22 protein-coding genes and 1 pseudogene are annotated in these 23,451 nt (G+C 57.5%); 18 read left to right on the top strand and 5 right to left on the bottom strand.

Annotated features, from left to right (window positions below; genetic code table 11):
• Positions 1-262: 262 nt before the first annotated feature.
• Together C440_RS02445 and C440_RS02440 are read left to right on the top strand one after the other, a co-directional pair.
• Positions 263-976, top strand: a complete 714-nt coding sequence (locus C440_RS02445) for a hypothetical protein (RefSeq protein ID WP_008317929.1) — start codon at positions 263-265, stop codon at positions 974-976.
• Positions 977-1,042: 66 nt separating this feature from the next.
• A complete protein-coding gene (locus C440_RS02440; RefSeq protein ID WP_008317928.1) occupies positions 1,043-1,690 on the top strand; it encodes a 3'-5' exonuclease family protein in 648 nt (215 codons plus the stop codon).
• Here the strand turns inward: C440_RS02440 and C440_RS17235 are convergent.
• Positions 1,687-2,133: a hypothetical protein gene (locus C440_RS17235; protein ID WP_152417817.1), complete on the bottom strand. Its 447-nt coding sequence runs from the start codon at positions 2,131-2,133 to the stop codon at positions 1,687-1,689. The two genes, C440_RS02440 and C440_RS17235, sit on opposite strands and share 4 nt — an antisense overlap.
• Before the next feature lie 207 nt (positions 2,134-2,340).
• On the opposite strand from C440_RS17235, the gene C440_RS02430 reads away from it, so the two are divergent.
• The 6 genes and pseudogenes from C440_RS02430 (at position 2,341) to C440_RS02400 (ending at position 9,414) form a co-directional block, all read left to right on the top strand.
• The gene (locus tag C440_RS02430) at positions 2,341-4,080 is read left to right on the top strand and encodes a transposase (protein ID WP_008317926.1); all 1,740 of its coding nucleotides are present in this window, start codon (positions 2,341-2,343) and stop codon (positions 4,078-4,080) included.
• Positions 4,081-4,549: 469 nt separating this feature from the next.
• Positions 4,550-5,729 (top strand): annotated as a pseudogene (locus C440_RS02425) (tryptophan--tRNA ligase).
• A 348-nt stretch (positions 5,730-6,077) separates the two neighbouring features.
• Positions 6,078-6,287, top strand: a complete 210-nt coding sequence (locus C440_RS18205; protein ID WP_008317923.1) for a hypothetical protein — start codon at positions 6,078-6,080, stop codon at positions 6,285-6,287.
• Between the two features lie 420 nt (positions 6,288-6,707).
• On the top strand, positions 6,708-7,250 hold the full coding sequence (locus tag C440_RS02410) for a hypothetical protein (RefSeq protein ID WP_008317922.1): 543 nt from the start codon (positions 6,708-6,710) through the stop codon (positions 7,248-7,250).
• A gap of 422 nt (positions 7,251-7,672) precedes the next feature.
• Complete coding sequence (locus tag C440_RS02405) at positions 7,673-9,067, top strand: geranylgeranyl reductase family protein (protein WP_008317921.1); 1,395 nt, start codon at positions 7,673-7,675, stop codon at positions 9,065-9,067.
• Between the two features lie 50 nt (positions 9,068-9,117).
• The gene (locus C440_RS02400; RefSeq protein ID WP_008317920.1) at positions 9,118-9,414 is read left to right on the top strand and encodes a 2Fe-2S iron-sulfur cluster-binding protein; all 297 of its coding nucleotides are present in this window, start codon (positions 9,118-9,120) and stop codon (positions 9,412-9,414) included.
• Between the two features lie 101 nt (positions 9,415-9,515).
• Here the strand turns inward: C440_RS02400 and C440_RS02395 are convergent, their stop codons facing one another.
• A complete protein-coding gene (locus C440_RS02395; protein WP_049915181.1) occupies positions 9,516-10,388 on the bottom strand; it encodes a halocyanin domain-containing protein in 873 nt (290 codons plus the stop codon).
• A 442-nt stretch (positions 10,389-10,830) separates the two neighbouring features.
• On the opposite strand from C440_RS02395, the gene C440_RS02390 reads away from it, so the two are divergent.
• The 5 genes from C440_RS02390 to C440_RS02370 all read left to right on the top strand — a co-directional run bounded on the left by C440_RS02390 (position 10,831) and on the right by C440_RS02370 (position 16,445).
• Positions 10,831-11,523, top strand: coding sequence for a DUF4013 domain-containing protein (locus C440_RS02390; RefSeq protein WP_008317916.1), 693 nt, complete (start codon positions 10,831-10,833; stop codon positions 11,521-11,523).
• Between the two features lie 263 nt (positions 11,524-11,786).
• Positions 11,787-13,166, top strand: coding sequence for an ABC transporter substrate-binding protein (locus C440_RS02385; protein ID WP_008317913.1), 1,380 nt, complete (start codon positions 11,787-11,789; stop codon positions 13,164-13,166).
• 49 nt (positions 13,167-13,215) lie between these two features.
• Positions 13,216-14,205 (top strand): carbohydrate ABC transporter permease, encoded by a 990-nt coding sequence (locus tag C440_RS02380; protein WP_008317911.1) that lies wholly within the window; start codon positions 13,216-13,218, stop codon positions 14,203-14,205.
• Positions 14,202-15,167 (top strand): carbohydrate ABC transporter permease, encoded by a 966-nt coding sequence (locus C440_RS02375; RefSeq protein WP_008317910.1) that lies wholly within the window; start codon positions 14,202-14,204, stop codon positions 15,165-15,167. The genes C440_RS02380 and C440_RS02375 overlap by 4 nt, the downstream gene beginning before the upstream one ends.
• A 138-nt stretch (positions 15,168-15,305) precedes the next feature.
• Entirely contained in the window at positions 15,306-16,445 is a 1,140-nt protein-coding gene (locus tag C440_RS02370) for an ABC transporter ATP-binding protein (RefSeq protein WP_008317907.1), read from the top strand.
• A 70-nt stretch (positions 16,446-16,515) separates the two neighbouring features.
• Here C440_RS02370 and C440_RS02365 read toward each other — a convergent pair whose 3' ends face one another.
• Positions 16,516-17,478 carry a sialidase family protein gene (locus C440_RS02365; protein WP_008317905.1) on the bottom strand — a complete coding sequence of 321 codons (963 nt, stop codon included), beginning with the start codon at positions 17,476-17,478 and terminating at the stop codon, positions 16,516-16,518.
• Positions 17,479-17,634: 156 nt separating this feature from the next.
• On the opposite strand from C440_RS02365, the gene C440_RS02360 reads away from it, so the two are divergent.
• A complete protein-coding gene (locus C440_RS02360) occupies positions 17,635-18,054 on the top strand; it encodes a hypothetical protein (protein WP_008317904.1) in 420 nt (139 codons plus the stop codon).
• A 381-nt stretch (positions 18,055-18,435) separates the two neighbouring features.
• Positions 18,436-19,458, top strand: a complete 1,023-nt coding sequence (locus C440_RS02355; protein ID WP_008317903.1) for an ABC transporter substrate-binding protein — start codon at positions 18,436-18,438, stop codon at positions 19,456-19,458.
• A gap of 48 nt (positions 19,459-19,506) precedes the next feature.
• On the opposite strand, the gene C440_RS02350 is transcribed toward C440_RS02355, so the two are convergent.
• On the bottom strand, positions 19,507-20,112 hold the full coding sequence (locus C440_RS02350) for a methyltransferase family protein (protein ID WP_008317900.1): 606 nt from the start codon (positions 20,110-20,112) through the stop codon (positions 19,507-19,509).
• A 138-nt stretch (positions 20,113-20,250) separates the two neighbouring features.
• On the opposite strand from C440_RS02350, the gene C440_RS02345 reads away from it, so the two are divergent.
• Positions 20,251-20,868 (top strand): helix-turn-helix domain-containing protein, encoded by a 618-nt coding sequence (locus tag C440_RS02345; RefSeq protein ID WP_008317897.1) that lies wholly within the window; start codon positions 20,251-20,253, stop codon positions 20,866-20,868.
• A gap of 151 nt (positions 20,869-21,019) precedes the next feature.
• Here the strand turns inward: C440_RS02345 and C440_RS02340 are convergent, their stop codons facing one another.
• A complete protein-coding gene (locus tag C440_RS02340) occupies positions 21,020-21,337 on the bottom strand; it encodes a thiamine-binding protein (RefSeq protein ID WP_008317895.1) in 318 nt (105 codons plus the stop codon).
• Positions 21,338-21,567: 230 nt separating this feature from the next.
• On the opposite strand from C440_RS02340, the gene C440_RS02335 reads away from it, so the two are divergent.
• A complete protein-coding gene (locus tag C440_RS02335; protein ID WP_008317892.1) occupies positions 21,568-22,467 on the top strand; it encodes a hypothetical protein in 900 nt (299 codons plus the stop codon).
• 72 nt (positions 22,468-22,539) lie between these two features.
• Positions 22,540-23,313: an FAD-binding protein gene (locus tag C440_RS02330; RefSeq protein ID WP_008317890.1), complete on the top strand. Its 774-nt coding sequence runs from the start codon at positions 22,540-22,542 to the stop codon at positions 23,311-23,313.
• Positions 23,314-23,451: the final 138 nt, after the last annotated feature.

Genomic DNA, 23,451 nt, shown 5'->3' with positions numbered 1-23,451 from the left:
ATTTCCAATTCTTCCAATTCTTCCAATTCACGCGTATCCGGGAAAGTGATAGAGCGACACTATGCTCCATAATCTTTTTGCCAGTGGAGCGACCTACTTATTCATACGATGACAGCCGACCTCCCGACCTTGGAAGAACTTGCCGAGGTCACAGGGCAGGATATAGAGCAACTCCGCCGGGATGCGCGGGCAGCCGCAGAGCCACGCGTGCAGGAGTCGGGAACGTCAGGACTCGCCGCAGACGACTGATTCTTATTTTTACATGGGAGGTTCAGCAGAAGCAGATAGCGGGGAGAGCGAGAATATCGTTGATGAGTTTGTAGGTACTGATGGGACGCCTCATGAACCTACGAGTGACGCTGAAATCGACCGAATCCGTAAATCTGCGTGGTTTGTTCACGGTAACTACTACCAGATAGCGAAACTAGGGCCGAGCGTACCGGGAGACGGGATGGCTCGGTTCGATGTAAATAACGGGAACGGTGGGTTCAAAGAGTACCAAAAGAAGGGAGAAGTCCTGAGATGTATCCATAATTATGTGGCTTCGCTCTATTCGTACAATCTGCAGGTTCTTGAGCATATAAACGAGAAAACACACAACCGCCAGTACAACAAAGGCGACCTCCTTCCGGGGCGAGATACTCCTGACCGAGAGATACCAGAGTACATCAAGTCCTACACCTTCCTCCACGGACTACGAAACGACATCCAGCATGGGGAGTACCATTGTCTGAGTGTAAACAAAGTTGATGAGGACGAGGACGGTCGAGAATATTATCAGGCCAAATTCACGAAACATGGCTTCGAGCCAAGACCAGTCGGCGGGCTGGACAGGTCAGGAGACTACCTTCGACATTCTGACCAAAAAGACCGACAATATCTTCTTACATACATCTGTGAATTCCACGACCTATTCAACGATTTTGAGACCGACATTGAAACGTGGTGTGAGCGGTCGCGGACCGATTCACTCTAGATAGGTATCGGAACTTTTGGAAACGACACGCCGACGCTTACGAAGCCAGTACTCTCGTAAACAGACATGGGTGATTTGAGTCCCGTCGCGTTTGACATCGAGACCTCGGGGTTGGACCCGAGTGCAATCATCACGGTCGCTGGTGTCACAATGGATATGGGTTCATGGATTGGACTAAATACGACAGGCCGTCTTGCGGACAGTACTCGGCTCACCACCGCTGTGGAACACGAATCCGGGTCGAATATCCGACTGGCTGTGTACCAGAGCGAAGAAGACCTCCTCATTGGCCTTTCAGAGTTCGCCACGAACCACATTGATGACGACCGGCACTATCTCACTGCGTACAACGGTGAAACGTGGAACTCGGGCTTCGACCTTCCATTCCTACGGAGCGCGTGTGTTCGACAAGACGTGGAGTGGCCGTTCCCCTCAGTCGCGTACGCGGATGTGATGTCAATTGTGAACCGGTTCGATACAGGAGACCACAACGACCTCGTTGGCGTCTACGACACGCTCATCGGCGGAGACGACTGCGACCCGTTCGATGACAGCGCAAGCGCAGTGGACAGTCACGAGAACGGCGAATGGGTCCCACTGTTACTGCATAATCTCGCAGACATCGAACGCACGAGGGAACTCGCCGTTCTCGCAGGACGGTACGTTCCAAAATCGGACTTCAGGATGAAGAACCTCAGTCCGCCAGACACCTAACCATCTTCATCTTCAATCAGATGGGACAGCCTGCTTCGCTGAAGGATTGTTTGCAGATTCTCTTGATTCCGTTTCTCGTCGCTCAAGTTAGGCGGATTCTCAAATATCGAATCAGTGAACCGCTCGCTATTCTCCTCGAACTGCTTGCGTGCGTTCTTGTATTGCCGATAGGACAGTACGAGGCCTTCCTCAAACATACGGACACGGAGTGTGGCTCCTCGCGGTGTCAACACGTGCTTATGGGTTGTCCCGCGTTCTCCTGAGACGGCTTTTTGCTCGATGAGTGATAACTCACTCCCCTCGGTTATTCGTGTTGCGAGCGTCGGACGGCTGATTGAGAGTTCATCTACCAAGTCATCAAATCGAGAGCCAGCAGGGTTAATCTCGCAGAGGAGTTCGAGAGTTCCCTTTCTAGAAAGATACGCTCTAGTCGAGAGAGGCATACACTCAAGTCTCGAAGTCAGCCCGTATAATATCTTAACTCTGGTTAAATTTTAACTTGAGTTGGAATCTTACCCGGGGACTTGCACTACGCTTTCAACGGCTTGACTGATAGAATAAGCCATGAGGCGCACGTACAGGAATTGGAAGAAGTGGAAGTCACACGCCGAGATTTAGTTAAATTCTAACTAAACACTTCAACCCACTCAATGAGAGGCGCTGGCGAGTCGTCGTCTGGACCGCCGTCTAGGAGAGCGACGGCACTCATCAAGCAGGCGGAACGGCTCTGTCACGTCCACGACCACATCACTCGTGTTATCGCAAATCTCGAAATTCCCGAAGATACCTTCACAGACCAATACACGAAGGCGTACCCCGACGAGTTAGATTTCGAGGCTGTTGTGCGGACGTTACTCTACCAGAATGCCTGCGGGTTCAGCCAGCGGGAAGTCTACAGTCGGCTCCGGCGGTGGGCGTACCTCCAGATTCGATTCGGACTAAACCGCGCACCGACTCAACAGGCACTCTCGTACACGTACCGGAACCGACTGTCGATTCAGGACCGACAGACCTTGACGACTGTTGCTGAAGGGATTCGAGAGGTTGCCGCTGAGCATGATTTGCTGAGCGCCCCGGATGAAGGACCTCCAATTCAGCCCGAGGAACGTGGAGAGAAGGGGTTGACTGATGATGAGATATTGCGGGCTGTTCGGATTGCCCGCGACCGCGTGTTCACAGAGTTCGCTACGGGACGCGCAGCGAACGCGAAGTACGAGGACGAGGTGTATTGGGAACTCCAATCGTATCTCTCAATGACAGCACACGGAAAACGGGAAACGAAACGCCGAGCGAGCCGGTTGAGCCAGCGCCCCGAGATGCCGCACGGTGATACGCACACGCGGGCCATCAAGAAGATGGGTGCCCCCGACCCACAGACGAAGTTACCGGAGTTTACCGACCCAACAGGATTGAGAAAGTGGAAGCGGATTCGGAAGACGTTGCTCGACCCGTTCGACAGAGCCATCGAGAATCTCATCAAAGAGACCGATTTCGAGGACAATCTACGCGAGCCAGTGAATGTCGCTATCGACGTGACGCCGTGGCGGTTTTACCCATCACCGTGGAAGAACCGCGACCTCGGCATCGTGAAGGAAGATTTCCCCAAGATGGTAAGTGGCTATTCAGGTCCCTCCGAAGACGACCCTGCTTCTGACTATGAGCGCGGGTACAAGTTTGCCACACTCACAGTGATTGGGGAAGACACGCCGATTGTGCTGGCGATGGAGCCTGTGAAGGAGAAGTCGAATTGGGAAGGCGATGGTGCGGTGAGCATGTCGAAGGCGGAAGTCGTTGACCGACTCCTGTCGAAGGCACAGGAGTATGTGGACATTCACAAAGTGATGGCCGACCGTGAGTTCGATGGGCACGCTGTCCGCGATGTGATTGACCGGAAGGGGATGACGTACCTCATCCCGAAACGCGTCAGTGCCGCGCAGGACATCGAGGATATTGAGAACATCAAAGAACATCCGACCGCCGACATCGCCGTGAAACACGATGTTCCGTTAACGGTCGATGGCAGGACACACGAAGTGGATTTCATCTACTTCCCGCCGAACGAGGAGTCTGAAACGTACGCCATTCTACTCACGAACACGGACGTTCCCGTTGAACGAGCAGCGGGCTTGAAAGCCCAGTACAAGGACCGGTGGATGATTGAGAACGAGTACAAGAGCATCAAAGAACACTTCCTGCCGACTACAAGTTCCTCCGATTATCGGGTTCGACTGTTCTACTTCGTCGCCGCCGTACTGGTGTACAACGTGTGGCGACTGACGAACCTCTTGTTGCGAACGTGGTTCGATGTGGACCTCGGTGAGAAGCCACCAGTCCCGGCAGGCGAGATAACCGAAGTCCTCGCGCTCTGCCTCGGTTCTGGAATTGGCTAACTGAGTACGTTTATTCCACTTGTTCATCCTCGCAGCCGAGTGGCGAAACTGCCCCGGGAAAGTGTATTAGCCGTTCTTTTATCTGATTCTAAACACGAATTTCGTGACGAGAGCCACGACCAGTAGGTCACCATCGAATCAGCTCTGAGAGAAGTCTACTGACCCGCGTTTTCGTTTGTTAATCAGTCAAACGCCGTCTTTCTGAAGTCAGGCACGTTAGAAATAATCGGGTGGATTGTTCTCCAATTGCAAGGCGAATAGAGGAACAGAACCTATAAGCGGAGCAATCTCGTCGATATCAGTATGGTGTCCACTTCCCACGCCAATTGCTGGCGTTGGCACGTGTCTCGGGAAGTGGACAGTATCGCGGTTTAGGGTCAGACGGGCGTAACCCGGCAGATTCGACCGCGATGCTCACTCGCTTTCTCAACCGTATCGTCTCCAAAGTGACAACAACCATCAAACACACATGCCAGCAGAAGACGACTTCACCGTAACGCCATACGCCGTTGAAGGCGACATCAACTACGACCGACTCCTCGATAAGTTCGGGGCTGACGCCCTCACTGCCGAGCAGAAGGCGAAATTCTCTGACCCCGGTCATCCGCTCGTTCGTCGTGACGTTTTCTATGCAGAGCGAGACGTAGACCCTTTCCTTGAGGCCGCCAACGAAGGTAAACTGCACTCCATCGTGACGGGACGTGGCCCCTCAGGGCCGATGCACATCGGCCACATCTTCCCGTTCTACTTCGCCAAGTACCTTCAAGACCAGATGGGAACCCTCGTCTACATCCCTTTCTCCGACGACGAGAAGTACTTCCTCAAAGACAAGTCGCTTGACGAGATTAGCGACTACACCCGCGAGAACCTTCTCGACCTTCTCGCGGTCGGGTTTGACCCCGACCGAACCCGAATCATCGTAGACACGGCTGATGCTGACGTAGTGTATCCGTTAGCGAGTGCGTTTGCCAAGGAAGTGACCCAATCGACCGTGGACGCAACATATGGAGAACCCGAGAACATCGGTCTCTCGTTCTACCCTGCTGTCCAAGCCACACACCTCCTCCTACCACAACTTGTGGAGGGTCGCCACTCGACGCTCGTGCCGATTGCAGTTGACCAAGACCCTCACGTTCGAGTCTGCCGTGACATCGCGGCCAAACGGCGGTACGACGTGACCAAGCCCGGTGCCTTGCTCTCGAAATTCCTCCCGAGCCTCGAAGGACCGGGGAAGATGAGTTCGTCCGACGACGTACCGAGCATCCTCCTTTCAGATGACCGGGAGACGGTCTTCGACAAAATCCGTACTCACGCTTACTCTGGTGGACAGACTAGTCTCGAAGAACATCGAAAAAAAGGAGGAAACCCCGAGGTGGATGTCTCGTATCAGTTCTTGTATTACTTCTTTGAAGAAAGTGATGAGCAGGTGGAACGGCTTGCACGCGAGTATCAACAAGGGTCGCTCCTGAGTGGTGAACTCAAAGAGATGGCGGCAGAAAATATTGCGAACTTCCTCGAAGCACACCAAGAACGTCGGCGGGCACTCGGCCCGCTCGAAGAAGAGTTGGAACAGTACCGCCTGACAGAGAGAGCGACAGGATGCGCGGCGACGGGCAGGATACCCCGACAATTCTCTGGTTCAGCAATAGACGAACTCACAGGAGCCACCCACCTCTAAAATTTCCAATATTATATCGATAGAATCCATATCTCGTGCTAACCAGTAGTGTTGGTCGCTCAACCTACTGAATCCCCATTCGACCACGACAGGTACTTCACGTTCACCGTCAACGACGAGACTCACAACGGGAGTGTCCACTTCCTCACCCAGTACGACGAGAAGCCCGATTTCGTCGAAGTCTTGCGAAACACCTTCTCCCGCAACGAAACTACGGTGATTCTCGCGCGGACTGGCATCGAAATACTACGTCGTTTTAACAAAGCCCGCGAACGTAGCGGGAGAATGCTTATAGAAAGACAAGAAGGAGTATTACGAAATGTCGTCACCTGATTCCAATACGGAAGGGTTGGACGTTTCGCTCCGCAATGCGATTTTAGTCGTCCTTGCCCTGTTCATTTTTTACCTCGGAAGGGGGTGGGCGCGGGGACTCGTGGAAGGGAACTATACGATCGGCATATTAGGCTTGATACTTGCTCTTGTACCGGTAGTCTGGCTACTGCTTATAGTCAGAGAGGCATATTTCTGAAACTCTCTCCAAATACAGACTTTCTGTTAGGAACATACTGGTGACAGTCACACAACGTCTGGAATCACTTACCAACCGATTCATAGACACCACAAATACCGGCTGACGAAGAGAGTATCATCCCGTAAGGAGCAGGCCAGACCGACCGTATACTGGCAGTTCTACTCCGCCGAATTTAAATTAAATTACAAGTACGCAAACGTATGCTTAGCGTTAGGGATTTCTTGGGGGTCGTCTTCTTTTCACTGCTTTGCCTGTACGCCGTCTACCGGTTGACGAATACCCTCCGACTGTATCACATGCTGTTCGGTGTCACCCCACGGACTCACCCGACCTGGTCGCGGGTAACTCGGTGGCCATCCAGGGGCCCTGACGGTTAACGAAGAAGCACCACACAGCGACGTCGCTACTGATGACTACGTGTCGCCAATCGCCGTGTACGTCTGGCGGATACTACATGACGAGGAGACGGTGGCTTCGGGCGTGGAGTTCGAATCCTTCGGTATCGACACTAACAGCGGCGAAGTAAAGGTTGATCCCAGTTGGCTCCGCGAAGCTCACGATGATGCCCCGATGCTCCCCAACGTGCAGAAGGATAGCAACGTCTTGATTCCCCCATACCGCGTCCATCTTTATACGTCGCCGTACGTTCACATCGTTCACGAGGCGATGCGGATACCGTTCGCGGGATTCGACGTAATCGAAGCCGAGTTGGATTTCTATCCGTATATGGACAGATTCGAGTCCAAGGCTATCCCGGAGGATGCGCTGTTACTGGTAGTCGGCGAACTCTCGATCGACGAGGGAACGCCGACGGTCAGGGGCACTGACGATACTCCCTTTTTGATTGCGAATTGCGATATCCACGACGTTCGGAGCAATCTCCTGCGTCGTGCTCTCTACTATGTGATCTTCTTTACTGGGGCGTTGCTACTGGGGCTGGCGGTACTGCCCACAGGGTGACCCTTCTCGCTAGAAGTTCCCCAGCAGATGTGGAAGTCCCTGTAGAGCACCAGAAGTCGTATTGAATCGAGTTTTCGCATCAATGTAGTCCAAGCCGGAGATTATCCCTAAACCGCGAGGACATACGCAAAGATGAGAGACATAAACGATTTCAACGGATAATTCAGTACCGCCCAATCGTCAATCGAGTCCTCACTGTAATTCCTTTGAGTGTGTCATAGCGTGAGAGGCTATCCCAACGGATTCCGACGTATATGACCTCAAAAGGTACATTCGTTACATCCCTCGGATGACAACGACCCGTCTGTACGACCCGAGAGACGGTGCGTCGTTTTGCCATTACGACTACTACAGAAACAAACAAGAAGTGGTGGGGTGTTCCAGCACGTATATTCTGAGTACGCATCTACGCGGTGCTGTACATGAATACGAGCACCAAATCATCCACCGCAACGGAACGCGCTGAGTTGGTCGTCGTCGGTGGCGGGACGGCAGGCGCGTTCGCGGCTGCAACGGCCGCCGACGCCGGACTCGACGTTGTCCTGCTCGAACGGAAGTCCAAGGCGGAGGCAGGCCAAATCGCGTGCGGGGATGCCATCAAGGGAAAAACCTCGTTTCCCAATGTAATCGACCTCGAATATCTCAAAGAGGAATCATTCACCAATCAGAACATCCAGCGAGCACTCTTTCGGAACCCACTCGAAGCCCAAGAACTCGAAGTTACGTTTGACAGCAACGGGACCGTCCTCGACAGGAAACGGTTTGGAGAGGTTCTTCTCGAAGAGGCCGAGCGGGCGGGCGCGACAATCGAGTATAACACCGTCGTGTCGGATGTTCTCCAAGAGGGGAGCCAAATTACGGGTGTGCGCGGGAAACAGGCAGACGAACCGATTACCTACACAGCAGACGTGACGATTGATGCGGCGGGTACGCTTTCTATCCTCCAAGACAAGGCCGACTTCACCGGAACCACGTTCGACACCAACGTCCAATACTCACAGTTCTGTTCCGCCTATCGGGAGGTTATCGAAGTACCAGAGCCCGTCGAGTGGGACGATGCAATCGTCTTCAAACCGACCGAAGAATTAGGATATCTCTGGTATTTCCCGCGGTCGCCGACGGAGATCAACGTCGGGTTGGGATTCCAGATGACCGAGCCGCCGATGAACCTCGTCGATGTGCTGAACCGAGAGCTTCGGTCACAGTCCATCTTTGATGGAGCAGTGGTGAAAAATAAGCTTGGCGCGGCACTACCGACGCGGCGGCCGTACGATTCGGCCGTGGCACCGGGATACATCGCAGTCGGTGACGCGGCCGGGCACGTGAACCCCTCGACCGGCGGTGGAATCACGGGGGCGGCAAGTGCAGGCTACTGGGCGGCCGAACAGGCTATCGACGCAATCTCCGATGGCGACGTCGGCGAGGACGCGTTTTGGGAGTACAATCACAGAGTGATGACCGACTTTGGCAAACGATTCGCCGCAATCGATTTGTACAACATCTGGGCAACCGGATACGATGTTGAAACGCTAGCTGAACTCGTCGCCTCGTTCCCGGGACAACAACTCGCTGACGCGATTAGTGGGTCTGGGACACCATCGATGGGACTGTGGCTAAAACTGAAGACGCTCATTTCGACAGTTGGCCACTGGGCAGAGCTCCGAGAACTCTACCGGGTTCGAAAACTGGCCCACGAGTTATCGGCACAGTACGAGACCTATCCAACGGACCGGTCGGCTTTCGAGGAGTGGCAGACGGAACGGGACTCGATCATGGACGACTTTTACTCGGTGTGTGAGGCCGAGTCGAAGTATTAGAGAGTTGCCAGCGAACCATTCAAAAAATTAACACAGAGGATTCTCCACTCATGCCCACGCACGAAGTCGAATTTGTCGATCTGGGAGCCACCGTTACCGTATCGGACACAGAAACGATTCTACAAGCGTGCATCCGCGACGGAATCTACCAAGAGTTTTCGTGTCGAGTCGGGATGTGTCTCGCGTGTTCTGCGAAAATCATCGAAGGAGAGGTCACGCAACCTGCTGCACGTAGCCTTACAGAAGAAGAGACAGAGGAGTACGCCTTGACCTGTATGGCTCGGCCGCAGTCGGACCTCAAACTCGAACGCGGTCGCTACCCGCCCAGTATCACCCCACAAAAGTAGTGAAATTGGGGGAAAACGCGACAGATGGGTGTCGAACCTTCGGATCGAAAAAAGCGTCTGGTGTCGAAACAGGTGGCGGACCGAAACGTTTCGCAGGGGACCTACTCTACGACAATTGCACCGCGTCCACCGAGCGACGAGTGCGGGCCACACTCATATCGGTAGATTCCGGTTTCGGTAAACGTGTGTACGAAGTGTTTGCCGGGATCAGACTTTGGGTCTACGCCGAAGTCCGCATCTTTGAAGCGGATACTGTGTGGCCCACCGTTTCCACTCCACGTCCAGTTGACAGTGGTCCCCGGCGAAATTTTGATAGCGGCCGGGTCGAATGCGAGGTCCGAAGCGTTTCCTCTCGCACCGACAGTGACGTCAACCGAACTCGAAGCCGTGTGGTCGAGCACTGACCCGTCGTAGTTACTGGTGTCAGCTAACCATCTGTCTACTTTCGGGTACTCACTTCGTGCAATAGACTCGACGACGACGAGGCCTTTCATTCCAATCTCGGCGTGAGGTTCGGAGACGTACCGGTAGTTTCCTTCCTCCTCGAACGTGTACTGGAACGCCGAGTCCCTGTTTACGACCGGTTCACCGCTGTCGAACGTTCCGTCCGTAGCGACGACGTTGTACGCCGTCTCTTCGCGGTCCCATGCCCAAGTGATCGTCGTACCGGGCAGAATCTTCATCGCGGCCGGCCAAAACGAATTGGTACCCAAGTGACCGACGCGAACCGTCGAAGGGTCATCGAACCGGTAGTCTCGGAGTTGAACCGGGTACGAGTCGTTCGCGGCACGACGCCAAGCATCTAACGACTCGTCCGCTTTTTCAGTCGTTTGGTTGGTGGTCGTGTCGGTGGATGTCCCATCGGGTTTCGAGTCTGAGTCGCTCGCGGTTACCGACCCCGTATAGCCGGCAAGCCCACCGAGACCTGTAACTGCGATGCCGCGTAGCACCGTCCGCCTTCTTGTTGGCTTCATAACAATTCATGGTGGATTCGGCATGCTACAAAATGACGCTACCGTTTGCCGAGTTTTAGAAATGGTATGTTACATTTTTGTTGTTTGAGTGCATAGAGCTAGTGTTGCGCAGTTCTAGTACCGAGAAGAGATACCGCTACCAGAGGCACTCCGAAGGTCACAGCTACGAGTCGGCCGCACCATTGGGATGGTCCCGTGGCGACGAACGAGACTAACACGAGGGAGTCATGGACACCGAATCGACCCCGATGATTAATCCCCCAACCCGAACCAACGGCATGCATGACCAACACAAGGCGAGGCGGTGGCTGTGTCGTCGCGCACCGCCCGCGGTCCACTGCGTGCCACCACTTTCGCGTGGTTGTGGAGGAGAGCACGTGACTCCCAGAGCCGCCCGCTCGACGTCACACATCCGGTCTCGTCTCGCTGTGGGGACCAGAGCGTGACCCGTACGCTCGAAATTGCCTCGTATCCGCTCCGCGGCGGTCACCGGGCTGATGCGCTCGCGGCCGTGTGGGCGCTTCTACTGGCCCACGGCATTCTTCCGTTCGTTCCCCTCGTAACCGTCGTCGGCATACTCGTTCGGGTCCTCGCGGCGAGTGCCGACGGAAGCGACGGTCCACCGTCAGTCGTCCGCGACGTGACTGGACTCCTCCGACAGAGTGTGGAGGCCGGAATCGTCGCGCTGGCGTACACCGGCCCACCCATCGCGTATCTGCTGGTCGTACTCCGGGTCGTCTCGGCGGCGGGCGGAGCGGCCGAAAGCTCACTGTTAGTTCTCGTCGCCGCGACCGTCGGTGGAATCATGGTTCTGGTCTCGGCTTACCTCCTCCCCGTTGCTCTGGTAAGCTACGCGTCGTCCACAGATATCCGGGCCGCATTCGACCGCTCTCGACTCCGACTCGGAGCACGTTCCGGCCGGTATCTCATGGGCTGGCTCGCCGGTATCGTCGTCCTCGACGTCGGGGTCCTAGCGGCCGCGTGGCTCGGAGGCGACTCCGCTATCCGAGCAGTGGTCGGAACACTCGTCGCCGCATACGCCCTCCTGGTTGCGGCGCGACTCATCGGGTTGGGACTGGCCGGCTCCACCGTAGCCACGCCCACCGCGTCGCAGTCGGCTGAATCCGCCGAGTAAAACCGCACAGAGGACAGCCGGTCAACAGTTTAGTGAGAGTCGCACGGACCGCAATGATTTGTGGTGCATGTTAACAAGCATTTCGATAGTACGGAACGCAACGTCACAATCAGAGTAGCAGTAACCCGTCCGAGCGTCGTCTCCGGGATTACGTTCGGCTATCACGCGAGACTTACGACCAACGATGGCGAACGCAATCAACCCCCGTGCCAACACTTATCATGGTAGTTAATCATCTATAATGATGGAAGCGTGAATAACTCATGAGTGAGTTAGACAACGAACCCGACATCGATAGGACCCGTCGCCATCTCGTCAAGGCGATTCCCGCAACAGGCCTCGCAGTGATGGTCGCGGGATGTGCCGGCGGCAACGGCGACGGTGAAACCACCACAGACGGCGGCGATGGTGACATGACCGACGACACCGACGACGGAGAGATGACTGACGGAGGTGGTGGTCCAAGCGGAACGGTCGAGGTTCTGCACGGCTGGACCGGCGGTGACGGCGCGCGAGCCGCCGGGGCGCTGGAGACGGCGTTCTCCGAGGCCGACACCGATGTCGAAGTCGAGATGAACCCCATCGGCGGTGGGGGGAATCAGAACCTCGACGCAGTCGTCGCAAACCGACTCCAGAGCAACGACCCACCCGGGTCGTTCGCCAACTGGCCCGGTCCGAATCTCCGCAGATACGAGGGCGTACTCGGCAACGTCGACGACGTCTGGGACGAGAACGATTTCCAAGACGCGATGGTCGAAGAGGCAATCGACCTCCACCAGATGAACGGGAGTTTTCGAGCGGTTCCGCTCGGTTCCCACCGGCTGAACTGCCTGTTCTACAACGTCTCCGTTGTCGAAGAAGCGGGGGTCGATGTCGAGTCGCTCACCAGCGTTTCAGCACTTCTGGACGCGCTCGACACCGTGAGCACCGAAACCGACGCGATTCCGATGACGCAGGCGATGTCGGGAACGTGGACGATTACACAGCTCTGGGCCGCCGTGATGCTCGGAGAAAACGGCTATCAGTCCTATATGGACTTCATTCAGGGCAACGGCTCCGAAGGTGACGTCCGAAGCGCGTTCGAGTCGCTGGCGACGATTCACGAGAACTACATCAGCGACGACGCGTCGTCACTCGACCTCACCGCCTCGAACCAGAACATCATCAACGGCAACGCGGCGTTCATCCATCAAGGGAATTGGGCGGCCGGGGCGTTCCGCAACGCGGAGAACTTCGACTACAACGAAGACTGGGGATTCAAGACGTTCCCCGGGACGGAGGGTATGTACACGCTCCACTTCGACTCGTTTCTCTACCCGGCGGACAACCCGACTCCGGAGGCCTCGAAAGTCTGGGAGGCGTTCGTTGGCAGTCCGGAGGCCCAAATCGCGTTCAACCAGTTCAAGGGGTCGATTCCGACCCGAACCGACGTCAGCATGGACCAGTTCGGGCCGTATCTCCAAGAGACCGCAGAAGACTTCGCTAACGCCGAAAACCGGCCGCCGACGCTCCAGCACGGACTCGCTGTCGAGTCGTCGGTGATGACGCAACTGAACGAAGTCATCTCCACGGAGTTCACTGGACCGTACAACGTTGACGCCGCCACGCAAGGCTTCCTCGATGCGGTCCCGAACATGAGCTGAGCAATGGAGGGTGAGATGGTTCACGAACGCACAACCACCCACATCCGGAATGACTGAGTCGCGTGGAGACCGGTCGGCCCGCTCCGACGGCGGGTCGGTCACCGAAGAGGGGCCGGTCCGAGAGGGGTTCCTGCGTCGGCTTTCGGTCCCGCTCGACCGTCGCTTCGGGAGCGATTTCTTCGAGTCGTCGCCCTTCTGGCTCCCCCCGTTCCTGTTGATGGCGCTGTTCGTCTACGGGGCAATCATCTGGAACTTGATGATTTCGCTGACCGACTACACCGGGTTCGCCGGCTCACCCGATTACTCGAATCTCGACTTCGAGATGTACACTCAGGCGTTTTCGGACCCGGGGTTCCGCGAGGCGGCAATCAACACGCTCATCCTGCTCGTGGCGTTTACGGCCGCGACGCTCATCGTCGGGTTGCTACTGGCGATTCTCATCGACCGCGGTATCCGCTTCGAGAACACGTTTCGAGTGATCTATCTCCTTCCGATGAGCCTCTCGTTCGTCGTCACCGCCCAGTTTTGGCTCTGGATGTACAACTTCAACAACGGCATCGCAAACCGGTTGGTTGGCTCGATTGGGCTCGGACCGTACGACTACATCGGCAACCAAGCGCTCGTGCTCTGGGCGGTGATATTCGCGTTGATGTGGCAGTTCTCCGGCTACGCGATGGTCGTCTACCTCGCCGGACTGCGGGCCATCCCGACCGAGCATTACGAGGCCGCACAAGTTGACGGGGCATCTACGGTTCGAATGTACTGGCGTGTCATCATTCCCCAACTCAAGGGAGCGACGATTAGCGCGGCCGTCGTTCTCATGGTGTTCGCGCTCAAGGCGTTCGACTTTCTCTACTCGTTGGTGTCGGGCTACCGACCGCCGAACGGCGCGGACATTCTGGCGACGAAGATGGTCCGCGAAGCGTACGCGAATCTCAACTGGTCCTACGGGGCCGCCATCGCCATCATCCTCTTCGCGTTGGCCTTGGCCGTCATCGGACCCTACCTCTACTATGAATACCAGCGAGGGTACCTATGAAAGACCAGCCGGACGACACGAAAGACCAGCCAGACGACGCGTCGAACCGCGACACTATCGGAAGCGGCGGGTTCGTCTCCCGACTCCGAAGCCTCGACCGCGGTCGGGTCGGGTTGTACCTCGCGCTGTTAGCGATGGTCGGATTCTACCTCACGCCGATAGAAACCGGACTCGTGACGTCGCTCAAGACGAATCAGGCGGTCATCGAGACGGCCCCCTACGCCCCGCCCGGCCCTTCGGGGTTCACGCTAGAGAAGTGGCAGACGGCCATCGACCAGTTGCTCCGTGGGATGGGAAACAGCATGCTGTATGCGGTTCCCGCGACCGCTATCTCCGCGTTCTTCGGTAGTCTAGCCGCCTACGGCCTGACGGTCGCAGACTGGAGCAAGCGCTACAAAGCGCCACTGCTCGCGCTGTTCGTCGCCGGTATCTTCATCCCGTATCAGGCGGTCCTCGTCCCTCTCTCGCAGTTCTGGGGGCAGTACGTCCAGTTGGGACAGAACTTGGGCTTCGTCTGGGCGCTCGGCATCGATAACGACTACGCGGGAATCATCGAGTTGGTCACCACCCACGTCGCCTACGGCATCCCCATCTGTACGATTCTCTTCCGGTCGTACTACAAGACGCTCTCGACGGAGATGATAGAGTCGGCGCGGCTCGACGGCGCCTCGCTCCGGCGCGTGTACCGACGAATCGTCCTCCCGCTCTCGACGCCGATGTTCGCTGTGGTGTTGATTTACCAGTTCACCCAAATCTGGAACGACCTGCTGTTTACGCTGGTGCTCGTCGCCACGGAATCGAGCCCAGCGGCACCGGTCGTGTTGATTCTGGCAGGACTCGGAACGGGCATGGAAGGGACGGACTTCCCACTCCGAATGGCCGGGGCGTTCTTTACGGCTTTGCCGACTCTGGCGGTGTATATCGCCTTCGGCGAAGAGTTCGCCGAGGGGGTGACGACGTAATGGCGTCCACCGACAGCGTCCTGGTCTTCAGGCGCCCACGGAGTACGTCTCGGGAGCCGAAACGCGGAGCCAGCAGACAACGAACTGACCTGATGAATAGACGGCCACACCGACCGCTCCAACGACTGTGATACCAAGATGGCAACACTCGAACTCGACACTGTAACGAAGGTGTATCAAGAAAGCGACGACCGAATCGTCGCGGTCGATGGCATCTCACTGTCCATCGATGACGGAGAGTTTCTCGTCGTCGTCGGACCATCTGGCTGTGGGAAATCGACGATGCTCCGGATGGTCGCCGGACTGGAATCGATCACCGACGGTGTCATCCGACTGGATGGGCAGGTGATTAACAACGTCAAATCACAAGACAGAGACATTGCGATGGTGTTCCAGTCGTATGCGCTGTATCCCCACATGACCGTCGAGGGGAACATGTCGTTCGGACTGGAAGAGTCAACGGACATGCCCGACAGCGAAATAGCGTCTCGCGTCGGCGACACCGCCGAAATGCTCGATATCGCGGAACTGCTCAACCGCAAGCCCGGCGAACTCTCTGGGGGGCAACAACAGCGCGTCGCGCTCGGTCGCGCTATCGTCCGCGACCCGAAGGTTTTCTTGATGGACGAGCCGCTTTCGAACCTCGACGCGAAGCTTCGCTCGCAGATGCGGACGGAACTCCAGCGTCTTCAGGAGGAACTCGGTGTCACGACTGTCTACGTCACCCACGACCAGACCGAGGCGATGACGATGGGCGACCGCATCGCCATCCTCAACGACGGCGAACTCCAGCAGGTCGCCACCCCGCTCGAAGCGTACCACGAGCCAGCAAACCTGTTCGTCGCGGGGTTCATCGGCGAACCCTCGATGAACTTCTTCGAGATGGAAGTACAGGGCGACCGGTTGAGCGGTGACTTGTTCGATTACCGCCTCTCCGAGGAGGCACGCGAGACCGTCAACGACGTCACTCACGTCACCCTCGGCATCCGCCCCGAAGACGTCGAAATCGTCGCGGACGGCTCCGGCGACCACGATTTCAATGCCGTCGTTGACGTCGTCGAACCGATGGGTAACGAGAACAACGTCTACCTCTCGTTCGAGGCCGACGGTGAGACGGACCTCGTGGCGACGATAGACGGAATGCGAAGTCTCGACGCCGGCCAGCCTGTGGTCGCGCGCCTCCCTGAGAGTGCAATTCACCTCTTCGACACCGAGTCGGGCACGGTGTTGAAAAACCGGTCGCTGGACGGACGCGAAGAGACCGAACCGCGAGTATAACGCACCGCTCGCTCGCGGGGGGCCTCCGTATTTTGCGAATTTTCGTGGCTGTGCACGGCTTTGGACTGTGTTAGACCACCGCAAGTGACCGAATCCTCGCCGGGACGGAGCCGAGAGCCGTCCACGCATCGTCGGCGCGGCGAAGAACCGAGCCAGTGTGCGTGCCTGCGAACACCGCACTGTCGGCGTCGTCAGCGGCCGCCCACGCGAGCACGAACTCGTCGCCAACACCGGGGTACGGAACGGCTTCGAGAGTTTCGCCCTCATCGTCAGACTCGAACAGCACAGCGTCCATCTCGCTTTCCCACGGTCCCCGCGTCGCCGCCGCGTACAACCGGCCGCCGTGACTGAACGCCTCCCGGAAGTACGGCCGGTCGGAATCGGGCAGACGCGTCCACGAGTGCCCCGCATCTCGCGTTCGATAGAGTCCGCCCCCACACGAGACGACGAACGCGTCACCGCTCAGTGCGAGGACGTGATGGACATCGTACTGGAGTCCATCCTGTCGCTCAGTTTCGAGTCCCGCTCTGTGCTCCGTCCACGACACACCGCAATCGTCGCTGACGAGAACACCGCCGACCTCGACGCCGGCAATCACTCGGTCGGGCGAGTCGGGATGGACCGCGAGGCTCCTGACGTGGGCTTTGTCACGGTAGCGGGGTGTATACCACGTCTCGCGGGAAGGGACGTCCCGAAAGCCCTCCAGTTCGCGCCACGAACCGCCGTTGTCAGTCGAGACGTACAGATGCGCCGGGTGAGTGCCGGCGTACAAACGCTCGCCGGTGGGGCTCTGGACGACCGAATAGACCGCAGAGCGCGGGATGCCGAGGGGTGTCCACGTCCTTCCGCTGTCGCGCGAGCGAAACAGACCGGAACGCGTCGCCGCAAAGAGTGCGTCGCCGAACCGACGGACTCGGAAGACGCGGTTGCGTGCGAGGACTTGCCGGGAGTAGCCGATGTCGTCGAGCGGAGCACGGTAGATGCCGCGGTCGGTCCCGATGACGAGCGACCGACTGGGCGACTCACCGCTCATCGCCGTAGCTGACCAGCCGAGTGGTTCGAACGCGCGCCGATTCGTTCGGTTCGGCCGTCGGTGTCGCAGATGGCATACAACATACTTTCGTCGGCACGACAACTGAGCTTGGCGTAGACATGTTCACCACGATACATAGTTGGGGGCCACCGCTAGATGGACATTATGCCCCGCGTCCATCTGAAACTCAATTCCGGAGCCACCGACGACGGCTTGCTCGATATCGTCGAGACGCGAGGAACAGACCCGGACGCTATCGTTCGGCGGTTCGACGATGCACCGGAAGTGCGTTCACACGATATCCAGCACAGCGACGCACAGTCAGTGTCGATTCGAGCACTGACACCAGTTCCGGAGGGCTATCGCGCGAGTCGAGTGTCCGGAACGCCGCTGAACGCTCCGGCTCAATTGCAAAACGGCTGGTTGCACACCGAAGTAACGGCCGCTCACGAGCGACTCTCACAGTTCGCCGACAAGTTGGCGGCGGCGTTTGACGTCAACAAATCCACCGCCAGCGGTGTTCTTCACCGCGTCGAGAGGCGGATTATCAAAGAGTCCGCCTTGGAATCGATGTGAAAAACAGCCAATGGAGGGAGTGATGTTGACCCAGTAGTCACAGGGGAAAGACGGCACGTACCCGCGCCGTACGTGAACAATTCGGAGAGATAGTACACCACTACGGCGGGTTTTAACCCGCTGAAGACACGTTTTGCACAGAACACTAATCGAAATGACTTTATTGTTTTAGGCTAGCCTAAACCTGTGAAACGTGACTCAGCCAACGGGAACGAATTGACAAGACGCGACTACGTGAAGTACGGTGGGGCGGCCGTCGGTGGTGGGCTTTTCGCCGGTTGTACGGAAGGCAAATCTTCGGAACCGACTTCGACATCGACAGAGACGACGACGGCACCGACAGAGACCGATACGCCCGAGAAAACGTCGTACTCGGTGACGATGTCGCCAGCCGGCACCGTCGAGTTCGAAGAGCCACCGGAACGCGTGCTCACGATTCTCCCGCACCACGCAGATATGGCAATTGCGGCCGGTCACGGTGATGCCGTGTCGGCCATGCTGTACAGTCCCGGCTACAACGGCGAAATTTGGAGCAAGTTCCTCACGCATCTCGACGGCGTGTCCGCGGACTGGACCGGTCTTCCCGGGTCGTGGAATCCGAGCAAGGAACTCCTCTACGAACTCGACAACGACCTTCACCTCGCCGACCCGGCGTACATGACGACGATGCAGGGGTGGGGGACCGAAGACGTCGAGGAGATCGGCGAAAACGTCGGCCCGTGGTTCGGAAACACGCTCAGTAACGCGAACAAAGAGCCGCCGGCGGACTGGGCAGACGACTACGAGTATTACACGCTCTGGCAAATCTTCGAGAAGGTCGCACAGGTCTTTCAGGCCGAAGCGCGCTACGACGCGCTCGCAACGGTCCACAACGACCTAGTACAGACGATTTCGTCGAACCTGCCACCAAAAGACGAACGACCAACGGTAGCGATGGTCATCCTCGCCCAGTCGGAAGACAGCATGTACGTGTACGCGCTGAACGGCCCGGGCTTTTTAACAGCCCACACCCGACCGCTCGGCGCGATAGACGTCTTCGCCGACGTACAGACCGAATCGACGGTCGATTTCGAGGCGCTCATCGAGGCCGACCCGGACGCGATCCTCTGTCTCGCTGGGATGTCTGACTACAGACACGTGACGAAGGTTCGAGAACGTCTCGGCGGCGACCCAGCGACGAGGACGCTCTCAGCCGTCCAAAACGAACGTATCTACACCCAAGGTGGGCGGAACCAAGGTCCGCTTATGAACCTGTTCCAACTCGAAATGACCGCGAAGCAACTCTATCCCGAGCAGTTCGGCGAATGGCCGACCTACACCGAAGGGGCGTACCCGGAAATTCCGGAAGACGAACAACTCTTCGACCGTCAGCGCGTCGCCGACATCATCAACGGAGACTTCTAACGAGGACGACCAGAATACCGGCCGTCACCGGCTCGTACGAAGCGAAGGTCAATTCGCCCACCGGCCGTCCCATTGATTCAGGAGTGTCTGCACGGTCCGAACGCCGACGAACCGCGGGACGCGCTTTAGATATCGTTCGTAATCAGCCCCGTACCGCTCTCGTAACCACGGCTCCTCAGCGAGCGGAAAACTGAACCACCACGCCAGATAGAGTCCGCAGAGCGGAATCGCAAACGGCGAGCCGACTATCAGCCCATAGCCGACCGTAGTGAGGATATACCCGACGTACTGCGGATTCCGCGAGTAGCGATACAACCCATTCGTCTGTAGCTCACCTTCCAAACCCTGCGTCTGCTCCATGCCGAGATCGAACGTCGAGATGAGTACGACGACGGTGCCCACGATAGTGGCCGCGGCACCGAACGCGAACAACCAAGAGGGGAGTTCGAGCGTACCGAACTGGAGGACTCCAACACCAAGTAAGGTTCCGTTCAACGTGTGCGTGAGACCCCAAAAGACGTGGAACCAGCGGTTCTTCTCTCCGAGTGGGTAGTACGACGTCACTCCCGAAATACTCGACCAGATACCGACGAGGTTGACGATTCCGGCGGCGACTCCGACGCCAAGCAACGCCTCACTGAGTGACACTGTCATCAGCTAGTGAGACAGGCGAAATTCGTTTCGGCGTTTCGGCGGCGCACTTCGCTAGTTTAAATGTGACGTCGGAATCGAACGAGTGACATGAAGTATCTGCGGGCGTCGCTCAATCAGCCGGATTGGATGTTACATCCGATGCAACGATTCATCCGCGAGGAAGATATCGTTCGATACGAGGAACTGCTGTCGTGGAACGTCGAGACAGGCGGAGAGATAGAGTACGAACTCTTTTACGTAGAGGCGGAGCGCGAACCGTACGAAGACGCGCTCGCATCGGTGGAGTCGATTCGGTGGTACGAGATAACGCCAATCGACGACGGGTCATTTTACGTCTATATTTGTCAGGAAGCCAGGCCCGAAGACCGGTCGTGGCGCGAGGCTTACACCGCGCTCAATCTCGTCGTCCTCCCGCCGGTTATCTACGATGCCGACGCGACGTTCGAGATGACGCTCGTCGGCGCGGGGTCCGATCTCCGAACACTCATCGAGCGACTCCCGCCGAGCATCGACGTGAGCATCCACTCTGTCGGGACGTTCGACCGCCGTCACGAAACTGTCGCTACCGACTGTACCGAACGGCAGTTCGAAGCGGTTCGTGCCGCCGTCGAACTCGGCTATTACGACGTACCCCGTGAGGGAACACTAGAAGAGGTGTCACACGCGCTCGGGTGTGCGGAGAGTACCGCCTCCGACCTACTCAGGAAAGCGGAGTCTTCGATAATGAGACGGCTGGTAACGCGGTATCGCCAGTAGTGCTGTCACACTCGTGCGCCAGCGAACGCAAACGAGAGGAGACGAGACAGTACAAGAGGCGAGAAACGAGACGAGGACGCCGATAACCAGAATGAGAATGTGAACGCAGGCACGACACGGAGAATTCGGTTGAGAATCGATTGCGGACCGATTATTGTCCGCCGCGCGCGTCCCGTCCGAGGTGTTCTTCGACCATCTCGACTTTCGTTTCGACAGCGAGTGTTTGGTCGCGGAAGTGGTCGATTTTTAGATTCGTCAGCGTTCGATTCGCGTCGAGGGCCTCCGTCGCCGCCTGTGCCGCCGCGAAAACCTCGTCGAGGTCCTCGCCTTCGATTGTCGTCTCCATGGGGTGTGTCTCGTATCGAACGTCGAACGACTCCAGCGCGTCGATCGCCTTGGCGATTTCCGCTTCGAAATCGACACTCGGGTCGTCGAGTGGACAGACGCTCAACATCGCAGTGACGGTCATACGTCACACACGAAATTCATCGGTGATATAGGTTGGTATTGTTCGATAGAGAGTGAAAAACGAGGAGCATATTCCGCGCCCGAGTCGTGGTCGCGGTGCTGTCTTAGCTCTCTTCGTATCAGACATGCTATAAAATCGTGGAATATGAATAACCCACCGAACGACTAGACGACATCTATGCCCGCTCGATGGTCCAGAGCCAAACACAGACACCGTCGCGGTGAACAGCGATGAAACGGCGCGATATCCTCGCAGGCGTCGCAGGCGGCGTGAGTATGCTGACCGGGTGTCTCGGCAAGCGCGAGTCAGCGGAAGAACCGACGCGGACACGGACGACTGAACCGACACCGCCAGCGAACGTGACAGTCTTCACCGAGACGGAACCGCTCCCGACGCCGAGCGCCGCCAGCGTCTCGGACCGCGAAGCCGCGCGCTCGTTCGTCGAGCGATACGAACAGCAGTACGTGTATAATGAACTCGTCCACGGGTTCGGAAGCAACGGGGCGGCGACAGCTATCGACGTCGAATCGGCGCAAGCCGTCGTCGTACACACCACCGACCGCGGGTACTATCTGCTGTCGTCCTGCACTGGCTCGGCGGAATATTACGACCGCAATGGGTCTAATTCCGGTGCGAGTCGGAACGCATCGGCAATCGCCCACTTCGTCGGGTCGGACACGCACCGACGAATCCCGTTCAACTACTATCAGTGTTCGCGGCCCGGCGTCGAACAATCCGAGAAAGAGGCCGGAAACACCCCCACAGCGCGGTTCCAGATATACGATTTCGATACGGAACCGGACTACGACCACCCAGAGGAAGGGGGCCACACGGTCGATGTGACCGTCACCGACGACGGTGGGGCAACAGTTCTCGACCGCGAGTACCAAACCTCGTTGCCGCTGACTGCACAGACACGCGTCACCGAGACACCGGGTGAGTACACGCTTTCGGTCTCGCTCGATAGCGAGAAACGACTCGAATACGAGTGGTCGCTTTCCGACCCCAACAAACCCTCGTGGTGGGCGCTCAGTATTCTCGTCACGAACGGTGGCGAACTGACCGCCAAAACGTTGTATCCGAACGAAACGGTCGGACTCCCCGATTCGGGAGTGTGCAGGAACATATAACGACGTCACAGCAGTCGATTCGCCGAGAAATTGCGAACAGCACGGAAGACAGCCGTTCACCCTACGTATCAGATGGAGTACCCAGACCCACGACCCACGGCCGAAGAACAGACCATCGAATTGTCCGACGCCCAACCCGGGTACGATGTTCTCATCATCGGAGGCGGGCCAGCAGGCTCGTCTGCCGGCGTCTTCACCGCACGGGCGGAGTTAGAGACGCTCATCGTCGAAGACGGCCGCTCGACACTCAGAAAGTGCGCGCACCTCGAAAACTATCTCGGGTTCCCCGCCGGCGTCAACCCGTCGGTGTTTCGGACGATGATGCGGGATCACACCGCGACGAGCGGATGTGACCGACTCCAGAAGCCAGTGACGGCAGTCTCCCCGGGCGACGACACCCGATTCGCAGTCGAAGTGGAAGACACGACGATTCGGACGGATATCGTGCTGATCACGTCGTGGTCGCGCATCGAGTATCTCGAAGGCTTCGACGTCGAGACAACTGTCGAAGACCACGGCGACATCGAGGTGTTGTGCTCTGACGACGCCGGGCGGACGACCGTCACTGGACTGTACGCGGCAGGCCGTATCGCACGGGAACCACACCAAGCAATCGTCAACGCCGGAGCGGGCGCTCGCACTGCGAGGACGATAATCGAAGCCGAAAGACCGGAGTTCTACAACGATTGGGTCGTCCCAGAGGGATACTACGAATCGTGGAACCGGACGGTCCCACCGGGCGTCGAGGAGATTTCCCACGAAGAACGGAAGGCGCGCGAGCGACGGTCAGAGGCGGTCATGCAGTCGTATTTTGCGCGCGACGAGGACGGTCGTAGCGAGGAGTGAACGGACGCGGGACCGAGTGAGGGACGAACGAAATGCAGGCAGTCGTTCCAAGAAAAACGAACCGAGAAGAGTGAGTCACCGAGTAGTCGGGCGGTTTATCTACATATCAGTAGAAAAGTTTCGTCTGGCAACCGCCGT

Source organism: Haloferax mucosum ATCC BAA-1512 (assembly GCF_000337815.1).
GTDB lineage: Archaea > Halobacteriota > Halobacteria > Halobacteriales > Haloferacaceae > Haloferax > Haloferax mucosum.
This window is presented reverse-complemented; position numbering and strand designations above follow the sequence as displayed.

What these genes read in the sequence shown, in the direction of transcription:
- C440_RS02445 (WP_008317929.1), top strand. Translation starts at nt 263, where the DNA reads ATGGGAGGTTCAGCAGAAGCAGATAGCGGGGAGAGCGAGAATATCGTT.
- C440_RS02440 (WP_008317928.1), top strand. Translation starts at nt 1,043, where the DNA reads ATGGGTGATTTGAGTCCCGTCGCGTTTGACATCGAGACCTCGGGGTTG.
- C440_RS17235 (WP_152417817.1), bottom strand. Translation starts at nt 2,133, where the DNA reads ATGCCTCTCTCGACTAGAGCGTATCTTTCTAGAAAGGGAACTCTCGAA.
- C440_RS02430 (WP_008317926.1), top strand. Translation starts at nt 2,341, where the DNA reads ATGAGAGGCGCTGGCGAGTCGTCGTCTGGACCGCCGTCTAGGAGAGCG.
- C440_RS18205 (WP_008317923.1), top strand. Translation starts at nt 6,078, where the DNA reads ATGTCGTCACCTGATTCCAATACGGAAGGGTTGGACGTTTCGCTCCGC.
- C440_RS02405 (WP_008317921.1), top strand. Translation starts at nt 7,673, where the DNA reads ATGAATACGAGCACCAAATCATCCACCGCAACGGAACGCGCTGAGTTG.
- C440_RS02400 (WP_008317920.1), top strand. Translation starts at nt 9,118, where the DNA reads ATGCCCACGCACGAAGTCGAATTTGTCGATCTGGGAGCCACCGTTACC.
- C440_RS02395 (WP_049915181.1), bottom strand. Translation starts at nt 10,388, where the DNA reads ATGAAGCCAACAAGAAGGCGGACGGTGCTACGCGGCATCGCAGTTACA.
- C440_RS02385 (WP_008317913.1), top strand. Translation starts at nt 11,787, where the DNA reads ATGAGTGAGTTAGACAACGAACCCGACATCGATAGGACCCGTCGCCAT.
- C440_RS02380 (WP_008317911.1), top strand. Translation starts at nt 13,216, where the DNA reads ATGACTGAGTCGCGTGGAGACCGGTCGGCCCGCTCCGACGGCGGGTCG.
- C440_RS02375 (WP_008317910.1), top strand. Translation starts at nt 14,202, where the DNA reads ATGAAAGACCAGCCGGACGACACGAAAGACCAGCCAGACGACGCGTCG.
- C440_RS02370 (WP_008317907.1), top strand. Translation starts at nt 15,306, where the DNA reads ATGGCAACACTCGAACTCGACACTGTAACGAAGGTGTATCAAGAAAGC.
- C440_RS02365 (WP_008317905.1), bottom strand. Translation starts at nt 17,478, where the DNA reads ATGAGCGGTGAGTCGCCCAGTCGGTCGCTCGTCATCGGGACCGACCGC.
- C440_RS02360 (WP_008317904.1), top strand. Translation starts at nt 17,635, where the DNA reads ATGGACATTATGCCCCGCGTCCATCTGAAACTCAATTCCGGAGCCACC.
- C440_RS02355 (WP_008317903.1), top strand. Translation starts at nt 18,436, where the DNA reads ATGTCGCCAGCCGGCACCGTCGAGTTCGAAGAGCCACCGGAACGCGTG.
- C440_RS02350 (WP_008317900.1), bottom strand. Translation starts at nt 20,112, where the DNA reads ATGACAGTGTCACTCAGTGAGGCGTTGCTTGGCGTCGGAGTCGCCGCC.
- C440_RS02345 (WP_008317897.1), top strand. Translation starts at nt 20,251, where the DNA reads ATGCAACGATTCATCCGCGAGGAAGATATCGTTCGATACGAGGAACTG.
- C440_RS02340 (WP_008317895.1), bottom strand. Translation starts at nt 21,337, where the DNA reads ATGACCGTCACTGCGATGTTGAGCGTCTGTCCACTCGACGACCCGAGT.
- C440_RS02335 (WP_008317892.1), top strand. Translation starts at nt 21,568, where the DNA reads ATGAAACGGCGCGATATCCTCGCAGGCGTCGCAGGCGGCGTGAGTATG.
- C440_RS02330 (WP_008317890.1), top strand. Translation starts at nt 22,540, where the DNA reads ATGGAGTACCCAGACCCACGACCCACGGCCGAAGAACAGACCATCGAA.